Genomic DNA, 18,610 nt, shown 5'->3' on the forward strand with positions numbered 1-18,610 from the left:
GGTTGATGTGGCTACATCAGGCGGTGATGTCCGACACCTCGTCCGAGCGGTCCTGGTTGCTGCGATCGGTCGGCTTCGACGGCCACCACATTTTGTCGCCCATCAGGGAGAACAGCGACGGCACAACCAAGGTGCGGACCAGGAAAGTGTCGAGGAGGATGCCGAGGCCCACCACGATGCCGACCTGGCCAAGTGTGATGAGCGGCAGGACACCGAGCACCGCGAACACTGAGGCGAGCACCAAGCCCGCTGATGTGATGACAGCGCCGGTCAATCCGACCGCTCGGACCATGCCGTCGCGGGTGCCGTATTCCGGTCGTTCCTCACGCGCCCGCAATACCAGGAACATCGTGTAGTCGATACCCAAAGCAATGAGGAAGATGAGGGAGTACAACGGCACCGAGATATCCAATGCGGGGAACCCGAAGATGTTCGTGGACACCCAGGCGCCCAGTCCCAGCGCCGCCGCGGACGACAGCGCCGTCGCGCACACGAGTAAGACGGGAGCCAGCACAGACCGCAGGATCACCATGAGCAGGATCAGCACCGCAGCGAGAATCAGGGGGATGATCAGTAGCGTGTCCCGGTAGGTGCCGTCGCGCTCGTCTAGGCTTTCCGCGCTAGTGCCGCCGACAACGGCATCGCCGTTGGCGCCGTGGACCGCTTCACGCAGATCGGTGATCTGCTCAAAAGCCTCGCTTGACGACGGCGCGTAGTCTCCAAAGACCGTGAACTGCACCAACGACCCATCTTCGGAGGTGCTTGGCTCTCCCCGCATCTGGGTGCCATTTACTGACTCGATGGCCTGGGCGACCTGGTCGGTGGAGCTCGTCGGTGCGATCACCGTGATCGGAGTGAGCTCGCCGGCGGCGCCGCGGTCCTCAATGATGAACTGGCCGTCAGCAGCTTCAGATTCGGTGCGGAATTGCTCTGTAGTTGACAGACCGACGGAGGTTCCCACCGCACCGGCAGCGAGACCAATGAGAACTGCCATCATTACAACGAGCACGATCGCCGGACGTGTCGACACCTTCTCTGCGACCGTGTGCCAGGGGCTCTTCTTCTCGGCGTTATCACCGGCCTTCGGGATGAACGGCCAGAACAGCTTCGGTCCGCAGATCGCGAGGGCTGCAGGAAGGAAGATCAACGCGTAACCCAAAGCGATCAACAGGCCAATGGCTAGGGATGCGCCCAGATCGCGATAGCTGGGGACTGTGGCCAGCAGCAGCGCGAGCAGTGCCACCACGACGGTGATGTTCGACGCGATGATCGCCGGCCGTGCCGCTCGGGTCGCAGTGGACAGAGCCTGCCGGTGGTCGTTTGTGACCCTAAGTTCCTCGCGGTACCTACTGATGAGCAGAAGCGCGTAGTTTGTACCGGCACCGAAGACTAGGACGGACAAAATTCCCGTGGTGGAGCCGTCTGCCTCCAACGGTGTGTACTCGGCCACGAGACCAACTGTCGCGGCCGCAGCCCGGTCAGCCAGCGCCACCGAGATCAGTGGCACCAGCCACAGCACCGGCGAACGGTAGGTGAGGATCAACAGCACCGCAACCACAGCCGCCGAGATCGCCAACAGACGGAAGTTCGCGCCATCAAATGCCGAAGCAGTGTCACCGGCGAAACCGGCGGGACCGGTCACGTAGAGGTCGACTCCCTCGGGAAGGTCGTTGGCTCCGGCCTCCCTCATATCGGCGATGATGTCGCTCAAATCCAGACCCGTGACATCCGCAGGCAGGAGGATGGTGGAGATCCACGCCTCCGAGGAGTCATCCAGCGGCACTGGGGGACTAGCCTGCTCCGCCTCTGGTCCGGCCGCTGTGACAAGAGCCTCGGTGACCGGCTGCAATTCGGTGATCTGATCTCCGGACAGAGCCGCCCCGTCGTCCCGCACGAACAGAGCGATGGCAGGCAGCGCGTCGCCTTCGCTGAACTGCTCCGACAATTCTCGCACCTGCATTGACTCCGACTCCAGAGGAAGCGTCCGCGGGGCGCCCGCTTCGTCTGTGGACCCTGACAGTGCCGTCAGTCCGGCCATCAGACCGATACCGAGCACCACCGCCACCCAGGACCAGAGTTTCGAACCGACGAAGGGAATTTCCTTGGTCCCGGAACCGGACATCTTTGCTACCCCCGCACAGATTCCGTGGCACTCTGCCACTGGTTGATGCCGCGATCCACGGCGAAACTGTCAATCTCCCGAAGCTCAGCGTCGGTGAACTCCAGATTGCCCAATGCATCGAGACTGTCGTCGAGCTGGCGTATCGAGCTCGCACCGATCAAGGCAGAGGTAACTTCCGGCTTCCGCAAAACCCACGCAATTGCCATTTGGGCGAGGCTCTGGCCGCGCCGGGCAGCGATGTCGTTCAGTCCGCGGATCGCAGTCAGCGTGTCCTCAGAGAGGAACTCGCGATTCATTTTTCCTTCGCCAAGGCGTGAATCTTCAGGCACTCCATCGAGGTATTTCGCCGTCAACAGACCTTGGGCAAGTGCCGAGAACCCGATGATGCCGGTGCCGCCGTCGGAGCAAACGTCGAGAAGCGATTTCCCGTTCTCCCCCGGCTGTTCGATCCACCGATTGAACATGGAGTAACTCGGCTGGTGGATAGTCAGGGGAGTACCGAGGTCTTTGGCGATCGCTTGGGCGCGCTCAGTCAGATCTGCAGAGTAGGAGCTAATTCCGACGTACAAGGCCCGGCCGGAGCGCACCAAGAAATCAAGCGCCGAGATGGTCTCCTCAATCGGAGTCTCCGGGTCAGGGCGGTGGTGGTAGAAGATGTCCACGTAATCCAGGCCCATCCGCTTCAGCGAGGCGTCGCAGCTACCGACGAGGTACTTGCGGGACCCACCGAAACCGTACGGACCATCCTGCATGTACCAACCAGCCTTGGAGCTGATCACCAACTCATCGCGGTACGGCCGAAAGTCCTCTGCCATGAGCCGGCCGAAGTTCGTCTCGGCGGACCCTGGGGGCGGCCCGTAGTTGTTCGCGAGGTCGAAGTGAGTGACTCCCCGGTCGAATGCGTGCCGGAGGATCTCCCGCTGAGTGTCAATCGGGCGATCGTCTCCAAAGTTGTGCCACAGACCCAGGGATATCGCGGGCAACTTCAGTCCAGAAATACCGGAGCGGCGGTAGGGGACTGCGGCGCTTCGAGATTCGTCATAACGGGAGGACGCGGCGCGGTACACGTCCGGGAAATCAGAATTAGACATGTCACCTATTGTGCGCCGGGCCCGGTGAGTCGGCAATAACTATGACGAACGCCCCCGGTCCAGAGGACCAGGGGCGTCAGCGAAGGAAGTCTGTAGAGACTAGTCGCGGTCGGTGTTGGCCATAGCCAGCACGTCCAGGCGCTTGTCCAACTCTTCCTCGGTCAGGGTTTCGCCGTCGACGAAGCCCATGTCAATCACGGTCTGGCGGATGGTCTTGCCCTCTGCCAGAGCAGTCTTGGCGACCTTGGCTGCGTTCTCGTAGCCGATGGCGGAGTTCAGCGGTGTCACGATGGACGGGGAGGACTCAGCCAGGGTGCGCATGCGATCCTCGTTCGGCTCGATGCCGTCGATGAGGCGCTCTGCGACAACCACGGAGGTGTTGGCCAGCAGCTTGGAGGACTCCAGGACGTTGCGGGCCATCATCGGGATGTAGACGTTCAGCTCGAATGCACCGGCGGAACCGCCAGCGACGATCGCGGCGTCGTTGCCGATGACCTGGCATGCAACCTGGGTAGCGGTCTCACACAGGACCGGGTTGACCTTGCCCGGCATGATGGAGGATCCCGGCTGCAGGTCCGGCAGACGGATCTCGCCGAGACCGGTCAGCGGGCCCGAGCCCATCCAGCGGATGTCGTTAGCGATCTTGTTCAGGGACACTGCGATGGTGCGCAGGGCGCCGGAGTACTCCACCAGTGCGTCGCGGTTAGCCTGAGCCTCGAAGTGGTTCTTAGCCTCGGACAGCTCGTCGATGTCGGTGAGGTTCTTCAGCTCCTGGGTGACCAGGGCACCGAAATCAGCCGGGGTGTTAAGGCCGGTGCCGACGGCGGTGCCGCCGATGGGGAGTTCACCGAGACGGGAGAGGGTCGCCTCAACGCGCTCGATGCCGAGCTCGATCTGGCGGGCGTAACCGCTGAACTCCTGGCCGAGGGTCACCGGGACGGCATCCATCAGGTGGGTGCGGCCGGACTTGACGACGGACTTCCATGCCTCTGCCTTGTTGGACAGGGAGGTGTGCAGGGTACGCAGTGCCGGCAGCAGGTCGCGGACGGCGTACTCGGTGGCGGCCACGTGGGTCGCGGTCGGGAACGTGTCGTTGGAGGACTGTCCCATGTTCACGTCATCGTTCGGGTGGACCTCGACACCGTTGCCCTTCGCGATGGACGCGATGACTTCGTTGGTGTTCATGTTCGAGGAGGTGCCGGAACCGGTCTGGAAGACGTCGATCGGGAACTGATCGTCATGGCTGCCGGAGGCGATTTCCTTGGCCGCGGCGATGATCGCATCAGCGCGGTCTGCGGCCAGGAGGCCCTTGTCCTTGTTCACCTGTGCACAGGCGGCCTTCAGCAGACCCATGGCGCGGATCTGAGCGGACTCGAGCGGACGGCCGGAGATGGGGAAGTTGTCGATGGCTCGCTGGGTCTGGGCGCGCCACAGCGCGTCGACCGGAACCTTGACCTCTCCCATGGTGTCGTGCTCGATGCGGTACTGCTGCTCGGTCATACGTTGCCTCTTTCGTTCAGGTTTACGTCTGAAGGTGACGGCCGGGTCCGGTGACGCTGATTATGGCGCCACGACAGGGGATTCCGGCCGGATCCACTGGGAACGGTGTAACCCTACCAGGGGTTTCTTTCCTGGTATTGCGTGGATCACCTATCGGGGGTGAGGGTTGGCTTACTGGCTAAAATCGATGGTCGCGAACTCGCGGAGCTTCTCCATCGAGTGCTCTGCTTCGATCCGGCGAATGGTGCCGGAGCGCGAGCGCATGACGATCGAACGGGTCCAAGCGCCCTTGCCTCGGTATGCCACACCACGGAGCATGTCGCCGTTGGTGATGCCGGTTGCGACGAAGTAGCAGTTGTCGCTGGCGACCAGGTCATCCAGGCCGAGGACCTGGTTAACGTCCAGGCCGGCGTTCACGGCGTTGCTGATCTCTTCTTCGTCACGCGGGTGGAGCTTGCCCTGGATCTCGCCGCCCATGCACTTCATGGCACATGCGGTAATGACACCTTCAGGGGTGCCGCCGATGCCCATTGCGATGTCGATCGAGTTGGTGTCCTGCGCTGCGGCGACGGCACCGGCGACGTCGCCGTCGCCGATCAGACGGACCTTGGCGCCGAGGGAACGGATGTCCCGGATGGTCTGCTCGTGGCGGGGGCGGTCAAGGATGACGACAGTGACGTCCTGCACCTGGACGCCCTTCGCCTTCGCCACGGAGCGGATGTTGTGCTCGACCGGAGCTTCGATGTCGATGGAGCCCTTAGCCTCGGGGCCAACGGCGATCTTGTCCATGTAGAACACTGCGGAGGGGTCGTACATCGAACCGCGCTCGGCGGCAGCCAGGACAGAGATTGCGTTCGGGCGGCCCTCTGCCATCAGGGTGGTTCCGTCGATCGGGTCGACAGCGATGTCGACGTCCGGGCCGTCTCCGGTACCGACGTTCTCACCGTTGAAAAGCATCGGCGCTTCGTCCTTTTCACCCTCACCGATGACGACGACGCCGTTCATGTTCACGGTGTTGATGAGCTGACGCATGGCGTCCACGGCGGCGCCGTCACCCTCATTCTTCTGTCCTCGGCCCACCCACCGACCGGCTGCGAGTGCGGCGGATTCGGTCACGCGGACCAGCTCCATCGCAAGGTTACGGTCGGGTGCCTGTGGGGTATTGGCGGTCATGGTCTGGGGCCTCCAGGTCAGAGAATCAACTGGTGTTGTCGGGGCGGTACCTGCGGTGACGGCCGTTGAGCCGGTGCCTGTGGTGCCTGGCGGACGTCGGTGCACACCCACCATTACAGCGGGGGTGAGACGTACCTTAACCATTGTCCCAGTTTTAGCCTCAGAATGTGGGATCGCCCCCTCACAATGCGGGTAGGTCCGGGAGCTCTAGGAGGTCCCTGGCATACTGTCAGCGTGAGTTCGGAGAAGCCCAGGATCCTGCAAGGCAGTCGCGACATCATTCTCAGCCTTCTGGTGCTGGGCGTGGTGATTTTCGTCGTTATCTTTCCGACGGGACTGTGCACCTTTAACCCCGGCGCTCCGGAGAACGGGCCGATTCCGGAGGCTGATGTTCCGACGTACCTCCAGATGGAGTCCAGCCGCTTGCCGTTCGAGATTCGGGACGTAGACATCCCGGAGGGTTGGACCGCTAACTCGACCCGCGCAACGGTCGTGGACGGACACCAGTCCTCCATCATCGGTTTTGTCACGGACAATGGCACCTTCGTGCAGTTGCTTCAGACGGACGCGCCGCTGGACGCATTGCCGAATGACGGCGAGCCGCGGACCCAGGGCGATCCCGTTGAGACTAATGGTGTGACCTGGAATGTCGACGAAGGTGTCGATGACGGCGTGCGCACCACGTGGGCCGCCGACGATGGCGACATCCGCTTCGAAATCAAGGGCTCAGCAAGCCCAGACGACTACCGCATTCTCGCTGAGAGGGCAGTCGACGCCCCGGTATACGAGGCGGACGTCAGCTAACCGCTGCGCGTCGGGCCCTGGTAGCCGCCGTTATTTTCGGCGTCTGCCAGGGTCTTTTCAATGCGCTCACGAGCGCCAGCCAGCTGCTCTTCGCATCGCCGAGCCAGTGCTTCACCGCGCTCCCACAGAGCCAGGGACTCGTCGAGGCCCATCTGACCGAGCTCGAGAAGCTTCACCGTTTCGACGAGTTCGTCGCGGGCCTCCTCGTAGCTCAGCTCGTTCACCGGCCGAACTTCCTGCTCACTGCCGGTGCCTCCACCGAAGACGTTCGAGGTCATGGTGTCATTCCTTTCCTGGTTGGTGTGTGCGGTCAGTCCGCGGGGCGAACGCCCATGGTCGCTGCGGTGATCGATCCGTCTGATACTCGGATCCGCAACTGCGAGCCCGGTGGTGTCTGCTCGATCTGGGTGACCACCTCATCGCCGGAGCCGTCTCGCGGCTGCACTTGCACTACGGAATAACCGCGAGCGAGTGTCGCGGCTGGGCCCAGCGCGGACACTTTGCCGCGGAGGGTGGCCACTCGGTTCTCCTCCCGCTCAACGCGGAAGGAGATAGTGCTCCTGAGCTTCCCGACGACCTGGTCCACATCCTCCGACCTCCTCTCCACAAGCAGAGCGGGATTAGCCAGGACTGGACGAGAACGAATTTGGTCCAGGCCGTTCGATTCTCGGTCAACCCACCGGTGCAAGGCAGCGGCTGAGCGCTCCCGAAACTCGGACAGCAGACGGCGCTCTTCCAGCACATCCGGGACCGTAATTTTCGCGGCGTCGGTAGGCGTGGCGGCGCGGATGTCTGCGACATTGTCCAGCAGGGGAGTGTCCATAGCATGACCGATCGCGGAAACCACCGGCGTCGTCGCACGACTGACGGCACGGATCAAGGCCTCTTCTGAGAATGGAAGTAGATCCTGAACGGAGCCGCCGCCGCGGGCGATGATGATGACGTCGATAAGCGGGTCTTTATCCAGCTCTTCGAGCGCTGCGAGGATCTCCGGCACGGCACGTGCCCCTTGGACAGCGGTGTTGATGACCGCGAAGTCGACTTCGGGCCAGCGGTCGCGGGACACGTTGAGGACGTCCCGCTCCGCGTCAGAGCCACGACCGGTGATCAGACCAATGCGACGGGGGAGGAACGGGGAGGTCCGCTTCAAGCGCGGGTCGAAGAGACCTTCAGCCCCGAGCGCTTGTTTGAGCTGCTCGATTCGGGCCAGCAAAGCGCCTTCGCCAACCGGCCGGAACTCGCGGGCTTGCAAGGAAAAGGTTCCGCGGCCCTCGTAGAAACTCGGCTTGCCGTGCAGCACGACGCGATCGCCGACCCGAAGCGTGCCATCGCGCAGCAGCGAGGTGGGGCACGTTATCGGGACAGAGACGTCCGACTCCGAGTCACGCAGGGTGATGTACGACAGCTTCCACGACGGCTTGGAGTTGATCTGCGCCAACTCACCCTCGACCCAGATGCCACCGAGGCGGTGAATCCACTGCCCAACGAGGGAGTTGATCTTCCGTACGGTCACGGGATTTTCAGGGGTCGTCTCCAGACGGCCTGCGCTCATCGTGCGCCTCCTGCTGGTTGGTGGACCCTGTTAGCGGTCACGGTAGTTGCGGGGGTCCCTGGGGTCCCGCGGGGGCTGAGGTCGGCTCGGGCGGCGAGGGTCCTCGCGCCGCGGGCGTTCCTCACGGTATCGCGGCTCCTGCTGCTGCGGTCGGCCCTGGACTGGGCGCTGACCCTGTTGCGGCGGGCGCTGTTGAGGGCGACCTTGACCACCCTGGACAGGTCGTTGGCCTTGCTGGGGGCGGCGGGGATCCTGCGCCGGACGGCGCTGGGCCTGGTAGGCGGGATCAGTCATCCGACGACGAGACTGGGCTGTCCGCGGTTCCTGCGACTGCGCTGCCGGCCGGCGCTGTGCAGGTTGGCCTTCGACGGGGCGGCGCGGGCGGTCTTCGGGACGGACCTCTCGGGAATGACGTGCGCGCTGCCCGGCCTGCGAGGAGGGCTCTTCGCCAAGGCCGCGGGCCAGACGATTCTGACGGCGGCGCTCTTCAGCAGCGGCGATAACTTCGCTGGCAGGACGACGTGCTCGGGTGGCATCCCTGCCTGCAGGTCTAGGTGCGGCTCCTCGATGCTGGGCCGTAGGAGCGGACTTCTCGGCGGACTTGCCGGCACCGCTCTTTGCGCTGCCGGCTGCGGCTGCGACACCTGCAGTAGCCAGGCCTGCTGCCGTCGCGCCACCTGCGAGGCGGCTTCGAGTCTGGGCTGCGGCTCGAGACTGCGCCTGCATTCGGTGCATCTGGCGGCGCTCGTCCTTCTCCTTGGAGTCGACCTTCTGACGGTGACTGCGGAGGTACAAGTAGCGGGCGATCGCCACGATCAGGGCCAGGACCAGCGCCGCGATCATCCACGGGAAGTGCTGGACTACTGGATACGCCGAGGTCAGCAGCTGCGCTCGACGACCACCCGTCGTAGGCCCAGACGACATCGATGCTGCCGTGTAGGCAACGATCGGGGTGAGCACGGTGAACATCAACGGAATCTGCGATACCGCCAATGTGAGGCCGCGCGGGTCCACCAGAGCAGTGCCTGCGACTGCCGCGAGGACAAACACCAGAAGGTATGGCATTCCCGGAACCCCGGAGGGGATAGACAACGCGAGACCGACTCCTGCAGCGGCGATCAGGAGAAGCGTGGGAGCCCAGACCGGCAGGTGCCGTAGTCCGGAAGGGGACTGGCCGCCTCGGTTGGCATTTGGAGCGTTGTCAGACACGGGAGCGATGTTACCGGCCGGACCGTTCCGGCGAGGCCATTAGGTCGGAGGTGGTCGCTCTAAAACGGAAGGCGGTGACCTCGCTGGTCGAGGTCACTCCCTTTTTAGGCCTTTGACTTAGTCCTTGCGGAACGGCTTGCGCACAACGTCCGAAATCCGGTTGATGACGTTGGTTTCGGTGTTCAACGGAGCTTGCGGCCGCTCGTCGGTGAGGGTGGCAGAGTCGACATCGCCGTCTTCCTTGTCCATCTCCGTGGCGGTCGCTGCTTGTTGTCTGCGCAGCTTTGTCAGGTGTTCGACCCGGAAGCCGGATTGAGACCCTGCCTCGGTAGCGAATAGTATGTCTGTCGCTGTTTTTTCCCCGGTTCCCAAATCGACCATGTCTCCGAGGTACCGCAACCAGACTGCGAGCACTGCCGCCACCGGGACTGCGAGGAACGCGCCGATGATACCGAACAAACCGGCACCGACGGTGACAGCGAGCAGGACGATCGCGGCATGCAGGTCCATTGCCTTGGACTGAAGCATCGGCGAGAGGATGTTGCCTTCCAGTTGCTGGACCAAGAGGATCAGGACCAAAACCATGATCGCGTTGGTGAGACCATTCGCGACCAGTGCAATCACCACGGCAATAAACCCGGCCGTGACCGCACCAATGATCGGGATGAACCCGGCGAAGAATGTGATGACCGCCAGGACCAGTGCCATGGGCACATTCAAGATCCACAAACCCAGACCGATAAAGAGTGCATCGATGAAGGACACGATTGCCTGTGTCCAGATGAATCCGGAGAGGGTATTCCAGGAACGAGTCAGAACCTCAGTGAGGTGCCAGCCGACCCGCTTGCCAGCAACCATGCGGACCCACGGCAAGAACCTGTCGCCGTCCTTGATGAAGAAGAAGGTCAAGACCAGAGTCACCAGCAAAGTAATAGTGATCGAGGTGACCGTCGTGATTCCGGATACGACGCCGGAGGCAATTTCACCGGCGCGCTGCTGCAGCCAGGTCGTCGCCTCCTGTAGTGCATCCGTTAGCTGGTCATTCTGAATGTTGAACGGCGGCTCCATCAGCATTCGCTGCAGGTGAGCCAGGCCCTGGTTGAACTGCGAGACCAGAACAGGCAGCTGGTTTCGAATAGCCGGCGCCATCAGCGCGAAAACACCCACGAACAAGCCAAGCGTAATCAGGATTGCTAGCAGGGCAGCCAACGCTGACGGGAGACGAAGTCGCCGCAATGCGAAGGCCAATGGCCACAGCACGGTGGAGACGATCAGCGCGAGAAGGATTGGCAAAACGCCGCCCCATAGGTACGACATGGCGACACCTAACACCGTCAGCGCCGCAGCAACAATGAGGAAACGCAGGCACCACGAGGAGAAGTTGCGCAGACCTTCGCTGATGACGTCAGCGCGGTCGATTTCCTCCTCATCCTCATCCGGAGCTGCAAGGTCCGGGTCCTCATCCGAGGGAATGGGCAGGACTGTTTCGGCGGACATTCGCCCGGCGTCGACGACCCGGTCGAACGTGTCGGTTTCTTCATGTACCGGCAGGGACCGGGGCTCTGGTGCCCCGGCGTGCTCCTCTGGTGACCCGTTCTTTTCATTCACATCGCCAATTATGGCGCAGCGTCAGAGAAAACTGAGTACCGCCGGCTGACGGCCGTGTCAGCATTTCAGCGCTGTCTGTCCTGATCATCGGAAAGCCCGGCATCCATACCCAGGTCCGCTACCGCCAATTGTCTGTATCTACTGGCGGTTAGAGTGCCCTCTTCGGTGATGAACTGGATGTCCTCGGGTGTCTTGTCGCCGGTTCGCAGATCTGCAAGATCACCGCAGTAGCGGAAGATGACGGCGGTTACCGCAGCGATCGGCACTGCGAGGAAGGCCCCGATGATTCCGAAGAGCCCGCCGCCGATTGCGACGGACAGCAGCACGACGCCCGCGTGTAGTTCCATGGCCTTGGAATGAAAGTACGGGGAGAGCACATTGCCCTCGAGCTGCTGGATGACCAAGATCAGGATCAGGACCATGATGGCGTTGCTCAAACCGTTGGAAACCAACGCGATGAGCACCGCGATAAATCCTGCTGTCACGGCACCGATGATCGGCACGAATCCGGCAAAGAATGTGATGATCGCCAGGACAAAAGCCATCGGCACTCCCAGCAACCGCAGCCCGAGTCCGATAGCGATCGCGTCGATCGTCGACACAATCGCCTGGGCCCGGATGAATCCGGACAGTGTGTTCCATGCCCGGGTAAGCAGTTCGGTTGCGTGCCAGCCGAGCCTCTGGCCGGTGAGCTTCCGGACCCACGGCAAGAACTTGTCGCCGTCTTTAATGAAGAAGAATGACAGAACAAGCGTGATACCGAGTGTCACCGCAATGGAGCCTGCGGTAGTCACACCAGAGAACAGCGTCGTGTCGATCTGGGAGGAATGGCTCTCTAACCATGTGGTGGCCTGGTGGATCCACGAGGAGAGTTGGTCGTTGTCAATGATGAACGGGGGCTGCGCGAGCAGTTCTTCGAGGCTGCGCAAGCCGTCTGCGAACTGATGAACCAGCGTCGGGAGTTGATGGCGGATCGACGGAGCGATCAACAAGACAATCAGGACATCGCCGCCACCGTGACCAAAAGGGTGGCGATCGCAGCAAGAGCTGGAGGGAGTCCGCGCCTGCGCATGTAAGCCGTTGGCGGCCAGAGCACAGTACATACGATGAGTGCCAGCAAAACCCGCAAGGACACCGCCCCATAGGTAGGCGACCGCAACTCCAGTGACAGCCAGCGCAGCGACGATGATCAGGAAGCGGAGGCACCATGCCGCGAACCGTCTGATGCCGGAGCTCAGTACGTCGGCCCGGTCGATCCTGGCGGGCGTGGTGTCGATAGTTGCAGAAGAGAGCGTCTCTTTCGCGGGCGGGTGGCCAGCGCCGACGGCCTCGTCGAAGGCGTCCGGTGTCTCGAAGTTAGACGATTCCCCGGGACGCTCCTCCGGGACCTCGCCTCTGTTGGGAGGGCGATTTTAGTTCACGCCCCTAATTATTCCCCAGGGAAAACCTTATGGCGTTCAATGGGTGTAACCAGGGGAGTTTCAGACGCCCCTGGTTGCGACTTAGTGTCGCTCTAGCTTGATGAGGTCACCGTTGGTGGTGCCGGATTCCTTTGCGAGTTCGCCGGAGCGCTCGTCAGGGTGCCGGACGAGGTGGACCATCGAGGCGATCATGCCGCCCCAGATGACCACGATGAAGAGGATCATCATGGTGATGGCGATAGGCGTCATGTCAGGACTCCTTCGTGGGGTTGTCTGCAGACGGGACGCTCTCAAGGAACGGCGCGTCAGATGCAACGACATTCTCGGGAAGCGGAACTGCCTGCTGGGGTGCGTGCGGAGTGACCTTTCCCTTTCCAACTGGGACACCGAAATTGGAGCCTGGTGGGCCTGCAAGGTACTGGTTACCCTTCCAAGGGCGGGTGCTGAAGATGACCGCAGCGATGATGATCAATGCCACGACACCCCAACCAAAGATGCCGATCTGCACCTGGGAGTAGCCCTCGTATGGTTCGGTGACCAGGTTGATGACTTCCGGGACAAGTATTGCCAGCAGTACGACCGGGGTAATGACGTTGATGAACAGCTTCCACCAGCCACGGGTCGAGAATGACGACACTGCGTCGAGATGCTTCGACAGCTCATCGGTACGGCGGTTAACCCACGCGATGATGATGACTGCAATCAGGGCGACGCCAACGATTCCCAGCGAGTTGGTGAACTTGTCCATGACATCCAGGGTGGCCAGGCCAGAAGTGGTCGGGAATAGGATCATTGCCAGAACTGCCATCGGGATGCCGACGCCAAGGACCGCAGTCTTGCGGTTGAGATCCAGCTTGTCCTGCACCGAGGAGACAACAGTCTCCAGCAGCGACATCAAGGAAGTCAGTCCCGCCAGGAAGAGGGAAGCGAAGAACAAGAAGCCGAAGATGGAACCGAAGAGGCCGCCCATCTGAGAAATGACCGTCGGGAAGGCGACGAATGCCAGGCCGATACCGGAGGTTGCGACCTCGTCGATCGCGGATCCTGCCTGCATGGCCATGAAGCCCAGCGTCGCGAAGACGCCGACACCGGCGAGAACCTCGAACGCGGAGTTCGAGAAACCGACGGTCAGGCCGCTGGCGGTGAGGTTGGTGCGCGGACGCAGGTAAGACGCGTAGGTGACCATCAGACCGAAGGCCACGGACAGGGAGAAGAAGATCTGTCCGTAGGCGGCGATCCACACACCCGGGTTAGCCAATGCGGTCCAGTCAGGAGTGAAGAACGCGTTGAGGCCGTCGACGGCACCGTCCAGGGTGAGCGAGAAGACCACAACGACCATGAACAGGACGATTAGCAGCGGCACGAACAGTTTCGCGACGCCACCGATTCCCTTATCGACACCGGCGTACAGGATGCCGATCGTAAGGATCCAGACCAGCAGCAGGGCGCCGGCGATCGGCCAGATCACGGTGGACGAGACCGTAGCGTCAGCGTCCATCTGAAGGAAGGACTCGAAGAAGTACCCGTTGGCGTCATCGCCCCAGGTCTTGCCGAAGGACTTGAACGCGTAGAGCAGCGCCCAGCCGAGGATCAGCGAGTAGTACAGCGTGATGAAGAACGCCACACCGACCTGGATCCAGCCGACGGTCTCTGCCTTACGGGAGAAACGACGGAACGCTTTCGGCGGTGATCCCCTGAAACGGTGTCCCATCGCGTAGTCGAGGAACAGCAACGGGATACCTGCGGTCAGCAGCGCCACGAGGTAAGGGATAAGGAAGGCGCCGCCGCCGCTTTCGTAAGCGACGTACGGGAAACGCCAAATGTTGCCGAGGCCGACGGCAGAGCCGATCGCGGCCATGAGGAACGCGGTACGCGTCGAGAATACGGCGCGTGTCGGCTCCTGCTTCACGGTGCTCTTAGATGAGGACACGGGAGATGTTCCGTTCGTGGGTGGAGTGTGCGGCGCATCAATGTCGCTGGCCCCGGGGGGTGGTGGGGAGTCTGTTGGTGCACAATGTGCAGGCTCCGGTGAGAGTCTGCTGATCAAGTCTTTTGGTGTATTTCGTTCATTTTTACGTGAGAGATGTTCTCAAAGTGTGAACGGCACTTTATCAGTAAACTCTTACCCAGCTGAACCCCCGGTTTTGCTTACTGACGCCCAACTCCCATTCCGCGGGCTTCACGTCGTAGGATGTCCGCGTGAGCCTTACTCTTGGAATCGTCGGTCTGCCCAATGTCGGCAAGTCAACCCTGTTCAATGCCCTGACCCGCAATGACGTGTTGGCGGCCAACTACCCGTTCGCGACCATCGAGCCGAACGTCGGCGTGGTGGAGCTGCCGGATCCGCGTCTTGGCAAGCTCGCCGAGATCTTTGGTTCCGAGCGCATCCTGCCTGCGACGGTGTCTTTCGTGGACATCGCGGGCATCGTGAAGGGCGCCTCTGAAGGGGAGGGCATGGGCAATGCGTTCCTCTCCAACATCCGTGAAGCAGACGCGATCTGCCAGGTTGTGCGTGCATTTACTGACGACGACGTCATCCACGTCGACGGCAAGGTCGACCCAGAGCACGACATCTCCGTGATTGAAACCGAGCTGATTCTCGCAGACCTTCAGACCATCGAGAAGGCACTGCCGCGCCTGGAGAAGGAAGGCAAGAAGGACCGCGATAAGGCCGACGCCGCTGAGGCTGCCAAGAAGGCACTGGCCATCATCGAGGATGGCCGCACCCTTTTCTCTGCGTCCGTCAACGGCGAGATCGACCTCGCATCGGTCCGTGAACTGCACCTGATGTCCGCGAAGCCGTTCCTGTACGTCTTCAACTCCGATGAAGCAGTGCTTACCGACGACTCCCGCAAGCAGTCCCTCCGCGACCTCGTCGCTCCGGCTGACTGCGTCTTCCTTGACGCCGCCACCGAGGCAGAGCTTCTGGAGCTTGACGACGAAGAGGCCGCTGAACTGCTCGCCTCCGTCGGTCAGGATGAGCCTGGTCTGATCACCCTGGCCAAGGCTGGATTCGAGACCCTCGGTCTGCAGACCTACCTCACTGCAGGTCCGAAGGAGTCTCGCGCCTGGACCATTCGCAAGGGCTACACCGCTCCGCAGGCGGCCGGCGTCATCCACACCGACTTCGAGCGTGGCTTCATTAAGGCCGAGATTGTCAGCTTCGATGACCTCGAGTCCGCCGGCTCCATGGCCGAAGCTAAGTCCGCTGGCAAGGTCCGCCAGGAAGGCAAAGACTACGTCATGGTTGATGGCGATGTCGTGGAGTTCCGGTTCGCAGTAACGTCTGGCGGAAAGGGTGCCAAGTGAGCTATCAGTCAGTCGATGCGCTGCAGTCTGCTCTGGCTAACGGAGCCTTTAAGAAAAGAGGTTCGCCGAAGAAGGCGGCAGGTCGAGCGCTGGGTACCGTCGTGGAGATCATCACGTTCTACATGATCCGGCAGTGGGAACTCGAAGACGGTATTGCTATCGAGAGACGCCTTCCTGAGTACGGTAGCCCGGCCGTGACTCACAACGTGGAATTCACTCTTCACGGATCCAGGAGGGTGGCAGTTTCGGACATTCCTAAACCGGTTAGCAAGTCGATGACTACTAACTGGATTAAAAAGGACCTTCCGCACATTCATGCAGGTGAGCCGAAGAAGGGAAACTCTCTGATTAACGCCAAGGGAGTTGTTCGGCACGGTTTCACGATCGGTGAAAGTGATCGGTCGTTTTTCACTGCGATCACTCTCCCTTCGGGCGCCCAATACGCCGTGAACGAGCTTTCTAAGACACCGTACGCGATGTTCGAATGTAAGCGGGTAGGCGTTGAAGAAGGGCAAGCTCGTGGTCCGCAGGCGATCGAGAAGGCTAAGCAAGGAGCGTACGTCGCGCGATCAGTGTCAGGCCTGCAGCGAGTCCCTCGCAGAGATGGGACAGTTGCTGCCATCGTAGAGAATGCCGACGGGGATCTCCAGACCCATGAGAACTACTACGACTTCCTGCAAGGGGCCATCACGCGCAAGTCGAGAGAAGACCTCGATAACATCGTACTCACGGTGGGGGTCGTCAGTAATCATGGAAACTGGTTCTCGTCGGGAAATCAGTCCAAGGAAATCAAGGTGCTCGCACAATCCTACGACTGGCTCCTGTTCTTGACTGACGCAGCTTTGTCGGAGTTCATTGAGACGGTGCTGCAGGGCAAAGATCCCCGCTTCAAGGCCACTAGAGCAGCCTTCGATGCCACTCATGCGCAGGGGCGCACTGGGTCAACTACCTTCACGAAGATAATGATTGACTTCGAGGCAGACAAGGAGCTCACGGACTACTTCGAGAGAACAAAGCCGTGGGAGAAGTGGTTTAATGTCATTACGCCTGCGCCGACAAAAGAGCAGGAAGCATCCGGAGCGAAGATTGACGAGCTCCGTCTTGACTTGAGGAAATTGGCTGAAATCTATCGAGGAGCTAAACCATGACTGCGGGACGCAAGTCTGTTTCCGACACGAAGCACTGGTGCACTCCTCCAGGGATTTTGGATTCAGTACGCTCTGTGTTCGGTGGTAAGATTGACTTAGACCCCTGCTCAAACGAGCATTCGTTAGTCAATGCCTCGGTGGAGTACAAGCTTCCTGAGAATGATGGATTGGCTGAGTCATGGGACTTCGAGCGCATATTTGTGAACCCGCCCTATGGTTCGGACCCAGTTCGCAAGACGCGAATCGCGCACTGGTTCGCGAAAATCGCTGAGTCGGTTCGTAATGGGTCTGAAGTTATAGCGCTTGTTCCTGTAGCGACTAACACGCGACACTGGAAAAACCATGTTTTCCCGTTGGCCGCAGCGGTGTGCTTTCTGTACGAGCCTCGTGTGAAGTTTTATATCGATGGACGGGAAGATCCGAAAGGTGCTCCGATGTCGTGCGCCATTATTTACTATGGGCGGCACCTTGAGTCCTTCGCTGAGAACTTCCGACATCACGGTGCTGTTGTTCCTATGACAGGAGTTGTGCTGCCCCCTACTTTGGTCGAGCTCTTCTAGCTCGTACCCAATCGGGCGCAGGGCATGACAAAACCCCGAGCACTAGGTGCTCGGGGTCAATCTTAGGTGGGTCTAGTCGTCCTGGTCCTCACCGCGGGCGATGCGGTCAGCCTCGATCCATGCCTGGAGGTGGCCGGGATACGTGACGGTCTCGACGGCGGTCTCGACGATCAGTCGCCGAGCGATTGCCAGCTCGGCTGCTTCGGCCTGTGCCATCTCAAGCTCGCCCTGGAATTGCTCGTTCACTCCCTCGTCATCGGTGTCACCGGCGTCGAACTCGACGCATTCGAACGCGTCATGCGTCGAGCCCCACTTCCGAGACTGCTGCAGAACGCGCTCAGTGGTCTCTTCGACGGTGTCTGAGGTATGCACCGTGAAGTACTCGTGATTTCCTGAGCACTGATTAAACTGCTCGTGACTGCACAGACCGCGGAGTCCTTCGGATTCTGTCTCGATGTTGATGTAGAACCCGAAACGATCGGGCTCCACGGTCACCGACACAGTTCCCTCTGATCTGCTGAACCGTCATCGAGACTGAGCTCTACTGCTGGTTCCGATTGCCACTGTGCTTCGATGAGGCACGGTGACCCCAGCAGCCCTTAGAGTTTCGTCCGGACGAGTTCGGCCATGTCCTCTAGGGTGCTTAACTCGTCCTCGACTTCCATCTTTCCGCCAACACCGAGCTGGAACATGAGCCGGTCTTCGCCGAAGCGCACTGTGAGCCGGCTCCACGACGGAGCGAAGAATGCTTCGTCGCCGATCCCGGAGACTGGTTCGCCGTCGGCTGCATCCATCCATCCCTCGGATACCTCGGTATAGAGGCTCGCGAATGCGCCGAAGGTGCATCCGGGGAATACTCCATTGAAGTCATCTGCCCGCGTTGCGCCGAGTGTGTTGTCGGTGGCGCCGATCGAGCGCAACTCCTCGTCGGAGAGAAGTTCGCACGGGTCGGCTAGCGCGGGGTTCGGCGCAGATTCCGTGGTTGAGGTTTCTGATGTGGATTCGGTGACCGAGGTGGTCGCTTCGGTATCCGTGGTCGTGGTGGACTCGACTGTCGTTTCAGTGGTGTCGGCGTTCGTGCAGGCGCTCAACGCGGCAATCAACGTGCACGCG

Annotated in this window: 17 protein-coding genes; 4 read left to right on the forward strand and 13 right to left on the reverse strand. The window is 61.1% G+C overall.

All coding sequences use genetic code 11. From position 1 onward, the window contains the following. Positions 1–16 precede the first annotated feature (16 nt). The 4 genes from YWU_RS0100215 to glpX all read right to left on the reverse strand — a co-directional run bounded on the left by YWU_RS0100215 (position 17) and on the right by glpX (position 5,886). Positions 17–2,122 (reverse strand): MMPL family transporter, encoded by a 2,106-nt coding sequence (locus YWU_RS0100215; protein ID WP_051259829.1) that lies wholly within the window; start codon positions 2,120–2,122, stop codon positions 17–19. 5 nt (positions 2,123–2,127) lie between these two features. Then, on the reverse strand, positions 2,128–3,213 hold the full coding sequence (locus YWU_RS0100220) for an aldo/keto reductase (protein WP_027018886.1): 1,086 nt from the start codon (positions 3,211–3,213) through the stop codon (positions 2,128–2,130). Between the two features lie 99 nt (positions 3,214–3,312). Next, a complete protein-coding gene (locus YWU_RS0100225) occupies positions 3,313–4,713 on the reverse strand; it encodes a class II fumarate hydratase (RefSeq protein WP_027018887.1) in 1,401 nt (466 codons plus the stop codon). A gap of 171 nt (positions 4,714–4,884) precedes the next feature. Then, a complete protein-coding gene (gene glpX / locus YWU_RS0100230; protein ID WP_027018888.1) occupies positions 4,885–5,886 on the reverse strand; it encodes a class II fructose-bisphosphatase in 1,002 nt (333 codons plus the stop codon). 234 nt (positions 5,887–6,120) lie between these two features. Here glpX and YWU_RS14210 point away from each other — a divergent pair, with 234 nt between their 5' ends. Continuing rightward, on the forward strand, positions 6,121–6,690 hold the full coding sequence (locus tag YWU_RS14210) for a DUF4245 domain-containing protein (protein WP_051259830.1): 570 nt from the start codon (positions 6,121–6,123) through the stop codon (positions 6,688–6,690). Here the strand turns inward: YWU_RS14210 and YWU_RS0100240 are convergent. The 7 genes from YWU_RS0100240 to YWU_RS14230 form a co-directional block, all read right to left on the reverse strand. Then, positions 6,687–6,968, reverse strand: a complete 282-nt coding sequence (locus YWU_RS0100240; protein ID WP_027018889.1) for an exodeoxyribonuclease VII small subunit — start codon at positions 6,966–6,968, stop codon at positions 6,687–6,689. The two genes, YWU_RS14210 and YWU_RS0100240, sit on opposite strands and share 4 nt — an antisense overlap. 32 nt (positions 6,969–7,000) lie before the next feature. Further along, on the reverse strand, positions 7,001–8,242 hold the full coding sequence (gene xseA / locus YWU_RS0100245; RefSeq protein ID WP_027018890.1) for an exodeoxyribonuclease VII large subunit: 1,242 nt from the start codon (positions 8,240–8,242) through the stop codon (positions 7,001–7,003). A 30-nt stretch (positions 8,243–8,272) separates the two neighbouring features. Beyond that, entirely contained in the window at positions 8,273–9,451 is a 1,179-nt protein-coding gene (locus YWU_RS17250; RefSeq protein ID WP_051259831.1) for a DUF6542 domain-containing protein, read from the reverse strand. A 117-nt stretch (positions 9,452–9,568) separates the two neighbouring features. Further along, the gene (locus YWU_RS14220) at positions 9,569–11,059 is read right to left on the reverse strand and encodes an AI-2E family transporter (protein ID WP_051259832.1); all 1,491 of its coding nucleotides are present in this window, start codon (positions 11,057–11,059) and stop codon (positions 9,569–9,571) included. A 65-nt stretch (positions 11,060–11,124) separates the two neighbouring features. After that, complete coding sequence (locus YWU_RS14225) at positions 11,125–12,162, reverse strand: AI-2E family transporter (protein ID WP_084141423.1); 1,038 nt, start codon at positions 12,160–12,162, stop codon at positions 11,125–11,127. Between the two features lie 399 nt (positions 12,163–12,561). Then, entirely contained in the window at positions 12,562–12,729 is a 168-nt protein-coding gene (gene metS / locus YWU_RS0100270) for a methionine/alanine import NSS transporter subunit MetS (RefSeq protein WP_027018892.1), read from the reverse strand. Between the two features lies 1 nt (position 12,730). After that, positions 12,731–14,410, reverse strand: coding sequence for a sodium-dependent transporter (locus tag YWU_RS14230; protein WP_084141425.1), 1,680 nt, complete (start codon positions 14,408–14,410; stop codon positions 12,731–12,733). 269 nt (positions 14,411–14,679) lie between these two features. Between YWU_RS14230 and ychF the strand changes: the two genes are divergently transcribed. From ychF to YWU_RS14235, 3 genes are read left to right on the forward strand one after another with little or no spacing between them, the layout of a single operon-like run. After that, positions 14,680–15,789, forward strand: a complete 1,110-nt coding sequence (ychF, locus tag YWU_RS0100280; protein WP_027018893.1) for a redox-regulated ATPase YchF — start codon at positions 14,680–14,682, stop codon at positions 15,787–15,789. Continuing rightward, a complete protein-coding gene (locus YWU_RS0100285; RefSeq protein WP_027018894.1) occupies positions 15,786–16,937 on the forward strand; it encodes a hypothetical protein in 1,152 nt (383 codons plus the stop codon). Before ychF ends, YWU_RS0100285 begins: the two co-directional genes overlap by 4 nt. Continuing rightward, positions 16,934–17,497, forward strand: a complete 564-nt coding sequence (locus YWU_RS14235; RefSeq protein ID WP_051259834.1) for a DNA N-6-adenine-methyltransferase — start codon at positions 16,934–16,936, stop codon at positions 17,495–17,497. Before YWU_RS0100285 ends, YWU_RS14235 begins: the two co-directional genes overlap by 4 nt. A gap of 72 nt (positions 17,498–17,569) precedes the next feature. Here the strand turns inward: YWU_RS14235 and YWU_RS0100295 are convergent, their stop codons facing one another. Together YWU_RS0100295 and YWU_RS0100300 are read right to left on the reverse strand one after the other, a co-directional pair. Further along, positions 17,570–17,992 (reverse strand): hypothetical protein, encoded by a 423-nt coding sequence (locus YWU_RS0100295; RefSeq protein ID WP_027018895.1) that lies wholly within the window; start codon positions 17,990–17,992, stop codon positions 17,570–17,572. 104 nt (positions 17,993–18,096) lie between these two features. After that, the gene (locus YWU_RS0100300; protein WP_027018896.1) at positions 18,097–18,588 is read right to left on the reverse strand and encodes a DUF3558 family protein; all 492 of its coding nucleotides are present in this window, start codon (positions 18,586–18,588) and stop codon (positions 18,097–18,099) included. Positions 18,589–18,610: the final 22 nt, after the last annotated feature.

Origin of the sequence: Corynebacterium sputi DSM 45148, assembly GCF_000427865.1 — a bacterium.
GTDB lineage: Bacteria > Actinomycetota > Actinomycetes > Mycobacteriales > Mycobacteriaceae > Corynebacterium > Corynebacterium sputi.